The sequence below is a fragment of the Microcoleus sp. BROC3 genome, assembly GCF_036702515.1.
In the GTDB taxonomy this organism is placed as follows: Bacteria; Cyanobacteriota; Cyanobacteriia; order Cyanobacteriales; family Microcoleaceae; genus Microcoleus.
The window spans coordinates 126,114-141,012 of the sequence record NZ_JAUBTQ010000010.1 but is presented as its reverse complement, the minus strand read 5'-3'; the positions used below and the strand labels follow the sequence as shown (position 1 = coordinate 141,012).

Sequence of the window (14,899 nt, the reverse complement as noted above, 5' to 3'; positions counted from 1 at the left end):
GAAAATTATTTGTAACAACTGTCAACTGTCAACTGACTTCTGCTATAGTTTCAACCATCCAAACAAATCTCCTACCGTCAGCCGCAATTCTGCTGCCCAATCTGGAACCGGCAACAATTCTTCTGGTTTTGCTAAAATTTCCGGTTGCTTTCCCGGGGGATAAATTAATATCGATCGCACCATCTGATCGATCGGCCAACCCATTTTAGTGCCGTTTTTCAGACAGTGTAAAATATTCCCAGTTACTTGAGTTTGACTCTGGCCTGGAGACAGAATTTCAATTGTCCAATCTGGGTAAGTTTCAAATACATTAGCAACATCCCCATTTTCATCAACTGGTATTCTTTCCCAAGTAAATACTGTGACATCTGGCACAATTGAGCGTCCGCCAAAAGTACACCGCAATTCGGGAAAAGCTAAGGCAATTTTCTGATTTTTAACTGCGACATTGATAGCTGGGACTAATTCACCTTGAATCCGGCTATGTTTTCCTTGTGGCATAGGTTTTTGGATGATTTGACCGTTGATATATTCGCTAGCTGGTTCTGTTTCTGGCAGTTTGAGAAACTCTGACAAAGTTAGTGTTTTTGTTTGTCTCTGTACCATTTTCTACTCCTTCTATTCAATAAAACCCAAGTGTTTTCTAGCAGCAACCGTTACCATTCTCCCGCGACTTGTCCGCTGCAAAAATCCGATTTGCATTAAATAAGGTTCGTATACATCCTCAATGGTTTGAGTGTCTTCTCCTGTGGAAGCTGCGAGAGTTTCTAAACCCACTGGACCGCCGTTAAAATTCTCAATCATTGCTGTCAAAATTCGCCGATCTGTCCAATCTAAACCTAGCGGATCGACGTTGAATAATTCCAGGGCGAGTGAGGCAACTTCGGCATCAATTGGCTTTAAATTTTTGACTTCGCTGTAGTCTCTAACTCGGCGCAGCAAGCGGTTAGCGATCCGGGGCGTTCCGCGAGCTCGGCGGGCAATTTCTGTGGCTCCTTCTGGGGTGATTTGAGTGTCGAGAACTTGGGCGGTTCTTTGGACAATTAGACTGAGTTCGTCTATTTCGTAGTAGCGCAATCTTTGGATCAAGCCGAAACGATCGCGCAATGGAGATGTCAGCGACCCGACTTTTGTGGTTGCTCCTACTAAGGTAAATGGTTTCAGGGGAATGCTGCGGATTTTAGCGCTTTTGCCTTGACCGATCGTAATATCTAAGCGGCAGTCTTCCATTGCCGGATAGAGGATTTCTTCTGTAACTTTAGATAAACGGTGAATTTCGTCTATAAACAGCACGTCGCCTGCTTTGAGGTTGATCAGCAATCCGACAATATCTCGCGGTTTTTCTAAAGCTGGGGCGGTGGTGATTTTGCATTCAACTTCCATTTCTGCTGCTAGAATTAGCGACATTGTGGTTTTTCCCAAGCCTGGAGGCCCGTAGAGTAACAGGTGATCCATAGGTTCGCCGCGAGATTTAGCTGCTGCAATTGCGATCGCCAAAACTTCTCTCAAGTCTTTTTGCCCGATGTATTCAGCTAAGCGCTGGGGTCGGATTTTGTCGTCTTGTTTGCTGTTTATTTCGTCGGGTAGTTCTTGCGATTCTAGCAAAGATTCCGCCTGGGGTTTGGCGGCTTTTTTGCGACGGGCCGGGGCTATGTCTTCGGGTAGATTTGGGTCGGGGGGCTGTTGTTTGGAGGAGATAATAGCCATATTTATTTGCGATCGGGCAGCGGGAAGTGTTTACAATTGTTAGCAGAATCTTTAAAATTATTGAGTTCGTTATGAGTATTCCATCTTCTTTATTAGCATCGGAAAGCATAACTTTTGAGGGGGCGATCGAGCTGACTCAATCTTTACTGTCGTTCATTGACGCAGATCGACTTTTACAGGCCGACATCGAGCAAGCTGTGGCTTTTCTGGTGAAAACACAGAACGGTGCTAGAGGGTTTTTTGTCACCTATCTAACGGACGATCGACAGGAGGCAGATCGCCCGTCACCCGGAGTAGTCGAGGCGCTGCGATCGGCTCCTGAGATCGTAGCAGAACTGCTGGTGAAAAATTTGGCGATGTCGGCGGCAATGGTCGTACATCATTCGCGCCAGCAAAAGGAGGAAATGGCGGCCGATTCTGCTAGAGTGCAGGAGCGATCGCGCAATTTAATTCAAATGCTGCAAATGCCAGCCTGTCAAACTATAGCGTCGCAAATGCTAGAAACTTTGCAGAATGCCAACGGCGAGTACGAGGAATTTTTCCGGCGGTGGGGCTACGACGACGAGCAAAAACTAGCGATCGGTTCGGCAGTTCGATCGGCGATCGGCTAAAATAACATCCTTCGCCAGAGTGACAGATGCTTGATCAAAGCGGCGGGGCTGTGGAATAATTGCGGTTTAGCAAAAGCTGCACAATTGTAGCTTGAGTTGATTTAGGTGTGAAGGTAGTGAACGAGGGCGAAAAAATTGCTGAGAACGGTGAAAGGAGTTGCCCAAAAAGCCCGAAGGGTGGGCGGCAGGCTGCCCGCAAGTAGCCAGCGCTGGGCGAAGCTGAATCTGCTGGCAACATTGGTGCGCCGGGACTTGGAAGCTCAATACAAAGGCTCGATTCTGGGCAATTTGTGGCCGCTGCTGAATCAGCTATCGCAATTAGTGATTTACACTTATGTATTTTCGATCGTCCTCAAGGTAAAGCTCAGCCTTGCAGGCTTCCCGGAAAACAGCGACATTACATTTGGAGTCTGGCTGTTTGCAGGTTTGTTGCCTTGGAGTGCCTTCACCAGCGGTTTGATCAAGTCGGGAGTATCGGTGGTGGGGCAGCCGAATTTAGTGAAAAAAGTGGTATTTCCCCTCGCTTTGCTACCGCTAGTGCCGATTTTTACAGCTTTTCTTGAAAGTTCTCTGGGTTTAGCAGCTTTGATTGTCATAGTAGCAGTGTCGTCGCAAAAGCTCAACGCTACTTTATGCTTGCTGCCGCTGGTTTGGGTTCCTCAGTTGCTGCTGACAGCGGGTTTGGGATATTTGACAGCGGGCTTGACTGTATTTTTGCGAGACATTCCTCAGACATTAGGTGTTATTCTAAATTTTTGGTTTTATTTGACGCCGATCGTCTACCCAGCATCAATCATCCCCCAAGAGTGGCGAGCGTTGATATTTTGGCTGAATCCAATGGCCGCCATCTCGGAGGTTTATCGAGACCTCATACTGCTTGGAGAAGTTAAGCATTGGGGCGAATGGGGTGTCGCCACGCTAATTTCTGCTGCTATATTTTGTGCAGGTTGGGCGGTTTACCGGCGTTTGCGTCCCGCTTTTGCTGACGTGCTGTAAATATGTGTGAGATCCAAAGTCAATTCTTCAATCTAAAATCCCAATCAAGGTGTTTGTAGTGAGGAATGCAAGTCCTCATAAAAATCAGAGGACGGTCGTACTCACTACCAACCTTTTTTTCCTTCTAGCGGACATAATATCAATCTAAAATCTAAAATCTAAAATCTAAAATCGGATGACACAAAATGTAATTTCATTAAAAAATGTTTCCAAATGCTTTAAGCGGTACGATCGTCCAGGAGACCGCTTAAAGGAAATTATTTACCCCAACAAAAAACTTGCTGACGAATTTTGGGCCCTGCACGACATCAATCTGGAAATTCCTCAAGGACAAACCCTGGGAGTTGTCGGTCGCAACGGTTCGGGAAAAAGCACTCTTTTGCAAATAATTGTGGGGACGCTGACGCCTACCGCAGGGAGCGTGGATGTTAAAGGGCGAGTCTCCGCTTTGTTGGAACTCGGAAGCGGGTTTAACCCGGACTTTACCGGGCGGCAAAATGTGTTTTTTAACGCTCAATTACTCGGATTCAATCAAAAAGAAACTGAAGAAAAATTTGACGATATAGCTGCTTTTGCTGATATTGGCGATTTCATTGAACAGCCAGTCAAGACTTATTCTAGCGGTATGTTTGTCAGGCTAGCTTTTGCCGTCGCGACTAGCGTCGAGCCAGATATTTTGGTGGTTGACGAGGCGCTTTCGGTGGGCGACGAAGCTTTTCAACGCAAGTGTTTTGCCCGCTTGCAAAGCATTCAGGAAGGTGGCGGAACGATTTTATTTGTTTCTCACGCTGCTACTTCTGTGGTACAACTTTGTACGTCGGCGATTTTAATGGATAGCGGTGAATTGCTGCTCGCTCACACCCCGAAGGTGGTAATTTCTAAGTATCAAAAGCTGATTTACGCCGATCCGGATCAGGTTCAGGGGTTGAAGTCAGATATTCGCACTCTGAACCAACTGACAAAACAGGAAAGTCAAGACAACATTCAGGATGCTAATTTAGAAAGCACAAAGAAGGAAGTTAAACCAGAACAAAATCTTTCCCAACCCAAGGAATATTACGATGAATTTTACGATCCGGGGATGATACCGTCGAATACGGTGAGGTATCCGTCTCGCGGAGCGGAAATTATCAACCCCCACATCGAAACGCTGAAGGGAAATGCGGTAAATCACTTGATCGGTCGTCAAGATTATATTTACACTTACTCTGTCACTTTCTCGCGGTCAACTTCCAAAGTTAGGTTTGGAATGTTGATTAAAACAATTAGCGGTTTTGAGTTGGCGGGTGCTTCTTTGAAGGCTTCTACTCAGTCAGTTCGGTATGTGGAAGCGGGAACGACAATTGTAGTGAAGTTTCAGTTTAAATGTTTGCTGAATCCGGGGGTTTATTTTCTGAATGCTGGGGTGGTGGGAACGGTTGATGGAGATTTAACTTATCTCGATCGCTGCGTTGATGTGGCGATGTTTAGAGTTCAGTCTTGTACTGAGTCCTGCGGTAACGGCATCGTTGACTTGCTGATCGAACCGTGTTTAACTGTGGTTAATGCTGATTCTCTGGTGAAAGAGCAGTCAACCGAGGTTATCTAAAATTCTGTAAAAACAATGAGCGATATCAATTTAGATTTAGTTGAAAATCCTGTAATCAAAGCATTTATTCAAGAGCGAGCTAAGTTTCCCGAAAAATTTAAACTGAATATCTGCGAAGACGATGAAATGTATTTGTTCAGCTTGAACAACGTCAAAGACGATCGCGATCGGGCTTTGGTGCGCTACTATTCGATCGGGCGTCGCATCTTGGATACGGTTAAACAAGTTGTGGAATGGCATTTTGGCAGTTTTGAAAATGTACCCTCTTTTCTAGATTTTGCCTGCGGTTACGGTCGATTTACCCGGTTTTTGATTCAGGAAATACCGCCGGAACGAATTTGGGTTTCTGATATTTATGCTAACGCGGTTAAGTTTCAAACTGAATACTTGGGCGTCAACGGTATTGTCTCAACGGGAAAACCAGAAAATTATTTAATTGACCGCAAGTTTGACTGCATTCTGGCTAATTCTTTTTTCAGCCACATGCCGGAAAGAACTTTTACAAGTTGGTTGCAAAACTTGTACGATTTGTTGACTCCTAACGGCATTTTGATGTTCAGCGTTCACGATGAGTGTTTGCGGGCTCCTGATATAGAAATGCCTGCTAACGGTATTTTGTTCAGCGCCAACAGCGAAAGTCTGTCTTTAGACAAGGAGGAATACGGCACAACTTATGTAACTGAAAAGTTTGTGAGAGAAAGTGTCGATCGAGTTAGCGGAGGCAAAGCTTTTGTTCACCGGATTAAAAAAGGCATATGCAGGTTTCAGGATTTGTATGTTGTCACAAATGAGCTCGTTAGAGATTTTTCGGAGTTGAAATTCAATCACCACCCGGAAGGATATATTGATGTCGCTGCTTTTACGAACAAGGAGAATTTGTATCTGGAAGGATGGGCGGCGGATGTGAACCTTGACGGTCGCATTGAGGATCTGCAAGTGCTGGTAAATGGCGAGGTTGTACAGAGGTGCGAGCCTTTTTACGATCGCCCGGATGTAGCTGGATATTTTGAAACTGATGTGGCTTTGCAGTCTGGTTGGAGCTGTTATTTACCAAAAAACACTGTAGGGCTGGAGGATGTGTTAACAGTCAAAACAATCAATAACTATGGTTGGGAAGGGATTTTGGAAACTTGCACTGTTAAATCGCTAATTAACCAAAGACAATCGCAGTCTTTATTGGGATCTACTCAGACAAAAATCAAATTACTTGAGACTCAGTTAGCATCGGCTAGGATAGAAGAGGAGCAAAATCAAAGCAAGTTAATGATTACTCACACAAAGTTGGAAGAATCTCAAACAAATTTGCAAGAAACTCAAAATCAATTAGTTTCAGCTCAAATGCAATTGGAGCAAACTCAAAATCAGTTAGTATCTGTGCAAACGCAGTTGGAGAAAACACAAAATCAGCTAATTAATCTCAAGCAAGAACTAGAGCAAGCGAAGTGTCGGGTTTTGGCAATGGAAACCAGCAAGTTTTGGAAGCTGAGAGCCACGTGGTTTAAAGTCAGGCGAAAGCTGGGCTTAGCGGGAGAGTAGCGAGTAAATTTGGTGTGAGAATTAGGGCGAGGGAGAGAAATTGTGAGTACAAATGACAGCAAACCGTCGGTTTTTATTGTTACCGGAATGCACCGTTCCGGTACGTCTTTAACAGCTTCTTTGTTTCAGAAAGTCGGGGTTGATATTGGCAAAAAGTTAGTGGGCCCGGCCGACGGAAATGTGAAAGGTCATTTCGAGAATGTTGATTTTGTGGAGTTTCACAAAAGTGTTTTGCGATCGCACGGTATTGATGAACTCGGATGTACGTTGGAAAAAACGATTCCGGTAGCAGCAGAATACGCGGAAATCGCCAAAAGGGCGATCGACCAAAATCAACAAACTCACAAACATTGGGGTTGGAAAGACCCGCGAACAGCCCTTTTTTGGGATTTTTGGCTGACTTTACTCCCCGAAGCTAATTTTATCTGTGTTTATCGATCGCCCTGGGAAGTAGTCGATTCCCTTTACCGCCGGGGAACCGATGTCAGCTTGCTGCAAAATCCTGAAATGGCAGTAAAAATGTGGATTCACTACAATCAAAAAGTTTTAGAACTTTACGAACGTTTCCCCCATCGCTGTCTCCTAGCCAACGTTTATCCCATCGGCAACACTCCTGAACTTTTCCTCGATCGAGTCAACGAAAAATTTAATGTTAACTTAGGTGCGATACCTGCCGATAATTTTGAAGAATCTTTATTAGTCAACGATATTGTTAACAGTCACAGACCAACTTTAATAGAAAAATATTTTCCAGAAGCATTAGAACTATATGAACTTTTGGAAACCCAAGCTGGCAATCTGAGCAGCGAATCGAAAGGTGCGATCGATCGAGTTATTAATTTCCCCGCATCTCCAGTCTGGCCATTTGAAGATTGGCTAAAAATCCGCTTGCTGGAAAAACAGCAAAAAACGAGCTCTTCCGAACTTAAACAGTGGCAAGAACAATTTCACCAGGCACAGGCGAAAGTGTTGGGATTAGAGACAGAATTAGGAGCAACTCAAGTACAGCTTGCAGGCAAAGAATCAAATTTTCAAGAAGCTTTAACAAAAGTCTTAAAATTAGAAACAGAATTAGGACAAACTCAGGTACAGCTTGCCGGCAAAGAATCGCAATTTCAAGAAGCTTTAACAAAAGTCTTAAAATTAGAAGCAGAATTAGGGCAAACTCAGGTCCAGCTTGCCGGCAAAGAATCGCAATTTCAAGAAGCGTTAGCGAAACTCCTGGGGTTAGAAACAGAATTAGGACAAACTCAGGTACAGCTTGCCGGCAAAGAATCACAATTTCAAACAGCTTTAGCGAAAGTATTAGAATTAGAAGCAGAATTAGGGCAAACTCAGGTACAATTTGAAGAGAATGAATTTATATTGCAGCAAAAGTTAGCTGAGTTACTTCAGTTAGAAACAGCACAAAGTCAAAATCAGGAAAGATTAAAGGATACTCAGGAAAAATTAGAACACTCCCGCCAAGAAAATGAAAATTTTCGGGCAGAACTTGCTCTAATCAAGTCTTCAATAGGGTGGCAAGTGAGAGGAAAGTTGTGGGAAGTTCAGCGCAAAATCCGCGACTTGTTCCCTAAATTTATTTTTTCGTTAGATCGACCCACTACTTGGCAAGTTTGTGATTCTAACCTGCTAATTGTGGGCTGGGTTTTTAACCAAAAAAGAGAGATTGCAGCAGTCCGCGCCAGAATTAAAGACCAGAGTTTTGCAGGCGTTTACGGCATAGATAGAAGTGATATAGCGCTACCACACTCTAATATTCCGGCTGCGAAGAAATCAGGTTTTACAATTCAATTGGAAGCGCCTGCCGGACGGCACGAAGTGCTACTGGAAGCGCAAGATGATCGAGGTAAATGGCATTTGTTGGCAGCTTATCCGTTGTTAGTTTCAACGATTCAAGCATCGTTAGATGTACCGGTGGTTTGGGAACAGCGTCAGGGTCAAATTTTGTTTGCAGGTTGGTGCTGCCACCACGATCGCAAAATTGCTAAATTAAGCTTGTTGTGCGGCGAGAATTCTGTAGAATGCGCCTACGGTTTACGGCGAAAAGATGTCGGCGAAGTGTTTCCCGACTGGGTTAACAGTTCGGAAAGTGGTTTTGAGGCCCTTGTCGATTTGCCGCCAGGGGAATGGCACGTTTCTCTGCAAGCTGAGTTAGAAACCGGGGAAATTTTGTCTTTTCAAGCGCCTAAAATATTGACAGTGCGGCGCTACCATATCTGGCAGCGAAGTGCAGATAAGTTTGAGGAGTTATCAAGGTTTACAGCCGCAATTCAGCAGCGGGCGAAGGAAAGAAAACAGCGTCTTGGTAGAATTTTGCCCCTGCCCTGGGAAATTGTGAAAGTGCTCCGCCAGTTGGGGAAGATTTACCGGCAGCAAAAACAGTTTAGTGCGCCGGGAGATTTACTGCCACCTGCGGGTTTTGTGGTGCCTCAACCCATTGATAGGTATGACGCTTGGCTGGAGGTGAATCAGTGGAACGATCGCGCGCGCGATTACTTGATTTCTCGGTTAAAATCCTGGCGGGAACCGCTGCCAAAAATTTCGGTAATAATGCCAGTTTACAACCCGCAGATAGATTTTTTAGAAAGTGCGATCTACAGCGTGATCGATCAAGTTTATCCAAACTGGGAACTCTGCATTGCCGACGATTGCAGCACCGATTTTACTGTGGCTGACACTTTGAAAAACTGGGTTCAAAAGGACGATCGTATCCGCATCACATTTCGTAGAGAAAACGGCAACATCAGCGCAGCAACCAACAGCGCCGCCGCCCTAGCAACAGGCGACATCATCCTGTTTTTAGACAACGACGACGAACTAACTCCCGACGCATTAGGCGAAGTCGCCCTATATTTTGCCGCGCATCCGGCCACCGATTTTCTCTACTCAGACGACGACAAAATCGACACCAAAGGTCGCCGCTTCGCCCCGCAATTCAAACCGGAATGGTCGCCGGAACTGCTGCTTTCCTATATGTATCTCGGTCATTTGTGCGCCGTGAGAAAACACATTTTTGAACAAATAGGCGGTTTGCGGCTGGGTTTTGAAGGCTCGCAAGATTACGATTTTGCCTTGAGAGCAACCGAAATTTCTCGCCACGTCGCGCACCTGCCGCTAGTGCTGTATCACTGGCGAACAGCACCCGGTTCTACAGCCATATCTGGGGCTGCGAAACCGGCCAGTTTTGCCGCAGGTCAAAAAGCTATTCAAGACGCACTAAACCGCCGAAAAATTAACGGCAATGTCGCTCAGCACGCATGGGCGATTAAAGAAAATTTGGGCATATTTGCCCAGGATTTCCCGGATAACGGCCCGTCAGTAACGGTAATTATTCCTACTAAAAATCAGCTCAAGTTGCTGAAAGCCTGTCTAGACTCTCTAGAAACTACAACATATAAAAATTATCAAGTTGCCGTCATAGACAACGAAAGCGACGATCCGAAAACTCTAGAATATTTAAAGGAATTAACTTGCCAAGTTTTGCAGATAAAAAATCCTGACGGCAAGTTTAGTTTTGCAGCAATTAACAACCGCGCTGCCGAACAAGTTGACAGCGAATATGTATTGTTTTTGAACAACGATACTGAAGTAATTAACCCGCGCTGGCTGAGTCAAATGGTGGGATACGCTCAAATCGCGGGCGTGGGTGCAGTTGGCGCGAGGCTTTTATATCCCGACGGCAGAATTCAGCACGCGGGCATAATTCACGGGCTGCATCACGGTTTGGCGGGTCACGCTTTTAAGCTGATGAACAAGGATAATCGAGGCTATCTTTCTCAAGCGATGGTAACGCGAAATTATTCTGCGGTAACAGCCGCTTGCACGATTACTCCGCGTCAATTGTTCTTAGAATTGGGCGGTTTTGATGAGGAAAATTTTGCTGTTGCTTACAATGATGCAGATTACGGATACCGACTGTTAGAACGGGGTTATCGGTGCGTATATTGTCCCGATGCGGAATTGTTGCACAAAGAGGGAACTTCTAGGGGTTTTACCGACAACCCTCAAGAAGTGGCGGCTTTTAGGCGTAAGTATGCGGGCAAAAATGACAGTTTTTACAGTCCGCACTTGTCTTTAGAAGATGAGTATTTTCATATTCAACCTCGACGGGTTTTTATGAAGGAAGAAGGAAGTTCGGCAACGGATTCTGTAACGGATGTAACGGATGAAAAGAAGAAGGAAGAACTAAAATGTGGTAATTTTGGTTCTTTGATATCAGTAAATAATTTTGTAAACCCTATCAGAGTTTTGATGTGCAGCAATTCGCTGGATTTCACGGGTGCGCCGCTGCATCAGTACGAAATCGCGGTGAAATTGGCGGCTGAGGGTGCGATCGAGCCGATCGTACTTTGCGTAACAGACGGGCCCCTGCGTCAAGCTTACGAACAGCAGGGAATTGAAGTAATTGTGCGCGACAATCCTCTCGAACACATCTACCAGCGCGATGCTTATGATGAAGCCATCCGCAGTTTTAGCACAGAAATTGCAAGTTTAAAAGTAGATGCAATTTATGCAAATACTTTAGAAAACTTTTTTGTAGTTGATGCGGCGCGGCTAATCGGAATTCCTGTGGTGTGGAACGTGCACGAAAGCGAACCTTGGCAAACTTATTTTAACAGATTTGGTTCGGAGATTGCGGCGAAAGCTTTAGAGTGTTTTCGCTTTCCTTACAAGGTAATTTTTGTGGCAGATGCAACGCGGGATAGGTATTTGCCTCTCAACAGCCACCACAATTTTACAGTGATTCACAACGGCTTAGATTTGAGCAAACTGGAAAATTCGGAGAACTCTGAATTAGCTAGAAAAACTTTAGGTGTTACAGCGGAAGATGTGGTAATTTTGCTGCTGGGAACGGTATGCGAACGCAAAGGCCAGCAGGATTTAGTTAAAGCACTTTCACTTTTGCCTGACAAATGGCACAATAAAATTAGGTGTTTCATTGTGGGCGATCGCCCGAGTATTTACAGCAATAAATTAGCCGAGTTGGTGGGGGAATTGCCGAAAGAGTTGCGGCAAAGGGTGACAGTAGTCCCGGAAACTGGGGAGACGGGAAAATATTACAAAGCTGCTGATATTTTTGTTTGCACTTCTCGCGTAGAAAGTTTTCCGAGAGTGATTTTGGAGGCGATGGCCTGCGATTTGCCAATTATTACAACGCCTGTTTTTGGGATAAAAGAACAAGTGCGGTCTGGAATTAATGGTTTGTTTTATACGCCAGATCGTCCGGAGGAATTAGCAGCATCATTGACTACTTTATTGGAGGATAAATCTTTGCGTCAGCGATTAGCAGAAAATGCTAAATATGTGTTAGAGTCGTTGAATACTTTTGCAGAAATGACTGAAGCTTATGGTCAAATTTTTAGAGAAGCTTATTTTACTCCTAAAAAGTAATCGTTCAAGATTTAATGGTAAGAAAGTATGGCGTAAAATTTCGAGGATCGGGGAAGAGAACACCTCAAATGAATTAACAGCTAAAATTTACTGGGAGACTAACCCAACAGCCGCCATTGGGAAGCAGGGTTACTGGTTGTCTAATCCGATTATTGAAAAAGCTATAAACCATCGGCTGTCAGGTGGTAAGACTCAAGGTTACTGGCTAACCTGGTTAATCAATAATTTTTTCAAAAAGCGACGGTTTGATAACCTTTTGTCTATTGGTTGTGGTGTGGGGAATCACGAAATTTTGATGGCTAAATTAGGATTCGTCAGTCAAATTGATGCCTTTGACTTTTCCGAAAAATCTTTAGAAATTGCTAGAAAAGATGCCGCCGCCGCAGGAGTAAATATTAATTTTTATCAAGATGATTTTAATTTATTTAGTATTGATGATAGTAAAAAATACGATATAGTTTTTTGCTCAGGTTCGCTGCATCACGTCAGAGAACTAGAACGATGTTTATCAATAGTTCGGAAATGTTTAAAACCAGATGGATATTTTATTGTCAATGAATACATAGGAGATTGCTACAATATATATAATCAAGCTCAAGTGGATTTGATTAATCGCATTTACAAATGTTTTCACTACACGCTAAGGTCGGGAACAACTAAAAAATTTTCGAGTCCAAGTATTGAGAAAGTATTTACGAGAGACCCTTCAGAAGCAGTCCGGTCAAAGCTGATACTTCCGTTTTTAGAATTCTACTTTGATGTGGAAGTCTTGAATCCAGCCGGTGGAGGGTTGCTTCACGAACTTTACCCTTTCTTAGCTCACGATCAACTTTCAGACGGAGAACCCAAGAGTGAAACAATAATAAAGTTATTGCTTGAGATTGAAACAATCTTAATGGAGCAGCCGGGAGGACTATCAAGCGACTTTTGTTTGTGTATTCTGAGACCTAAAAAAAAACAATGGAAATAATACCGCCTAAAATAGACTACGAAGGGGCTTGGGACAGCTACGCCCAAGAATGGAAAGATAATAATCCTGAACTCGCTTATTTGGGCGACGAATGGATAGGTAAAGCTGCCGGTGCCGCCAACTCCTTAGCCGAATACGAAGCGCTGATAGAACAGCAATTTATTGCACCGTATATCCAAAAAGAACATAGGGTTTTAGAAATTGGTATTGGCGGCGGAAAAACAGGTTCGCTGCTGCTGAAATATTGCGATCGACTAATTTGTGCCGACATTTCCAGTCAAATGCTGCAAGCGGCACGATCGCGCTTGGGAGACGATCGCGTTTCTTACGTCAAACTCGACGGCTTAACATTAGACGGCATAGCTCCTGGTTCAGCCGATGTCTGCTTTTGTTACGATACAATGGTACACGTAGAGCCTGTAGATATATTCAACTACCTGACTCGAATTCCAAAACTGCTGCGAGGCGATCGAATTTGCGTGTTTCACCACACAAATATTTTCAGCGAATTAGGGTGGCAAAAATTCGCCAGCGAGTGGGACAAAAACTTGCTAGGGCACAGAGACGGCACAGCATTTTCAGTTATGACTGATACAATTATGGAAAAATTTCTCAACCATTTAAACTATCAAATCATCCTGAAAAATACATCTTCAGTACCGCGAGATTGCGTCTGGATCTGCAAAGCACCAACCCCCAATTAATAAAACCAAAGCTTTTTAGCCGAATCAAAATATTTTATTCCAACTAACAACAGTCAACAGTCAACAGTCAACAGTCAACAGACAACAGTCAATGAAAGCATTATTTCTCCATCCCAACTTCCCCGCCCAATACCGCCACATTATCACGGCTTTAGGCGAAGATCCCAAAAATCAAATTGTTTTCGGCACTAAAAACGAGCGTCCCGAATGGAACATTCCCGGCGTTCGCAAAGCAGCATTTACACCCAGCCGCGAACCCCACGCCCAGACTCACCAATACGTCCGCCCTTTAGAAAGTGCCGTCATCTACGGACAAGCCGTATTTAGAATGGCAGAACAACTCAAAGCAGATGGTTTTGTCCCCGATATTATCTGCGGACATTCAGGTTGGGGACCGACATTGTTTGTCAAAGAAGCCTTTCCCAATACGCCTCTTTTGTGTTATTTCGAGTGGTTTTATCATGCGATTGGTTCCGACGCAGATTTCGATCCTGCGGAACCTTTAACAGTTGACGACATGGCAAGAATTAGAATCAAAAATGCGCCGATTCTGATCGATTTATATTCTTGCGATTGGGGTTTGTCGCCCACTTATTGGCAGCGATCGCAATTCCCGCCAGAATTACAAAAGAAATTGTCCGTCCTCCACGACGGCGTAGATACCGATTACTTCAAACCAAACCCCGGTGCTAAACTGGTTTTGCCTAACTTAGACTTGTCCGGCGTTGATGAAATTGTCACCTACGTATCGCGGGGAATGGAACCTTATCGGGGTTTTCCTGAATTCATTGAGTCGATCGCCTATGTACAAGAACGCCGCCCCAACTGTCACGTCGTAATCGTCGGTTCAGAAAGAGTTTGTTACGGTCGTTCTTTACCCAACGGCGAGTCTTACAAAGACTATATGCTCAAAAAAGTACCGCTAGATTTGTCGCGAGTTCACTTTGTCGGGCCGCTACCTTATGGATTGTATTTAAAAGTAATTCAAGCATCCGACGTACACGTTTATTTGACCAGACCTTTTGTACTATCTTGGTCAATGATTGAATCTCTATCAACGGGATGTTTAGTAATAGGTTCCGACACAGGGCCGGTCAGAGAAGTTATCCGCGACGGAGAAAACGGTTTGCTAGTCGATTACTTCTCGCCCAAACAAGTAGCCGATCGCATTGATGAAGTTTTAGACCATCCTACCCGCATGGCAGAAATTCGCGTCAAGGCCCGTCAAACAGCATTAGAACGATATAGTTTAGCTAAAATGCTGCCGCAACATTTACAACTGATCGAGCAGGTAGCAAATCGTTCCATGCCGCCCACAGTTGGTATGGAACCAGAACGGGAATTAGCAGCCTCTTTTGCAGTAAGAAGTTAACAATCAAGTTGGTCAGGACTC

10 protein-coding genes are annotated in these 14,899 nt (G+C 44.4%); 8 read left to right on the top strand and 2 right to left on the bottom strand.

Annotated features, from left to right (window positions below):
• Positions 1–42: 42 nt before the first annotated feature.
• Both QUB30_RS09160 and ruvB read right to left on the bottom strand, forming a co-directional pair.
• On the bottom strand, positions 43–606 hold the full coding sequence (locus tag QUB30_RS09160) for a Uma2 family endonuclease (RefSeq protein WP_333332135.1): 564 nt from the start codon (positions 604–606) through the stop codon (positions 43–45).
• Between the two features lie 12 nt (positions 607–618).
• Positions 619–1,707, bottom strand: coding sequence for a Holliday junction branch migration DNA helicase RuvB (gene ruvB / locus QUB30_RS09155; protein WP_333170058.1), 1,089 nt, complete (start codon positions 1,705–1,707; stop codon positions 619–621).
• Positions 1,708–1,778: 71 nt separating this feature from the next.
• On the opposite strand from ruvB, the gene QUB30_RS09150 reads away from it, so the two are divergent.
• The 8 genes from QUB30_RS09150 (at position 1,779) to QUB30_RS09115 (ending at position 14,878) form a co-directional block, all read left to right on the top strand.
• Positions 1,779–2,318: a hypothetical protein gene (locus QUB30_RS09150; protein WP_333332132.1), complete on the top strand. Its 540-nt coding sequence runs from the start codon at positions 1,779–1,781 to the stop codon at positions 2,316–2,318.
• 147 nt (positions 2,319–2,465) lie between these two features.
• Positions 2,466–3,314 (top strand): ABC transporter permease, encoded by an 849-nt coding sequence (locus QUB30_RS09145; RefSeq protein ID WP_445300475.1) that lies wholly within the window; start codon positions 2,466–2,468, stop codon positions 3,312–3,314.
• Between the two features lie 175 nt (positions 3,315–3,489).
• The gene (locus QUB30_RS09140) at positions 3,490–4,902 is read left to right on the top strand and encodes an ABC transporter ATP-binding protein (RefSeq protein ID WP_333332129.1); all 1,413 of its coding nucleotides are present in this window, start codon (positions 3,490–3,492) and stop codon (positions 4,900–4,902) included.
• A 15-nt stretch (positions 4,903–4,917) separates the two neighbouring features.
• Positions 4,918–6,438: a methyltransferase gene (locus QUB30_RS09135; protein ID WP_333332126.1), complete on the top strand. Its 1,521-nt coding sequence runs from the start codon at positions 4,918–4,920 to the stop codon at positions 6,436–6,438.
• A gap of 42 nt (positions 6,439–6,480) precedes the next feature.
• On the top strand, positions 6,481–11,832 hold the full coding sequence (locus QUB30_RS09130) for a glycosyltransferase (protein ID WP_333332123.1): 5,352 nt from the start codon (positions 6,481–6,483) through the stop codon (positions 11,830–11,832).
• Positions 11,789–12,802 (top strand): class I SAM-dependent methyltransferase, encoded by a 1,014-nt coding sequence (locus tag QUB30_RS09125; RefSeq protein ID WP_333332120.1) that lies wholly within the window; start codon positions 11,789–11,791, stop codon positions 12,800–12,802. The genes QUB30_RS09130 and QUB30_RS09125 overlap by 44 nt, the downstream gene beginning before the upstream one ends.
• Positions 12,793–13,506: a class I SAM-dependent methyltransferase gene (locus tag QUB30_RS09120; RefSeq protein ID WP_333332117.1), complete on the top strand. Its 714-nt coding sequence runs from the start codon at positions 12,793–12,795 to the stop codon at positions 13,504–13,506. Before QUB30_RS09125 ends, QUB30_RS09120 begins: the two co-directional genes overlap by 10 nt.
• Before the next feature lie 91 nt (positions 13,507–13,597).
• Positions 13,598–14,878 carry a glycosyltransferase family 4 protein gene (locus QUB30_RS09115; RefSeq protein ID WP_333332114.1) on the top strand — a complete coding sequence of 427 codons (1,281 nt, stop codon included), beginning with the start codon at positions 13,598–13,600 and terminating at the stop codon, positions 14,876–14,878.
• Positions 14,879–14,899 lie beyond the last annotated feature (21 nt).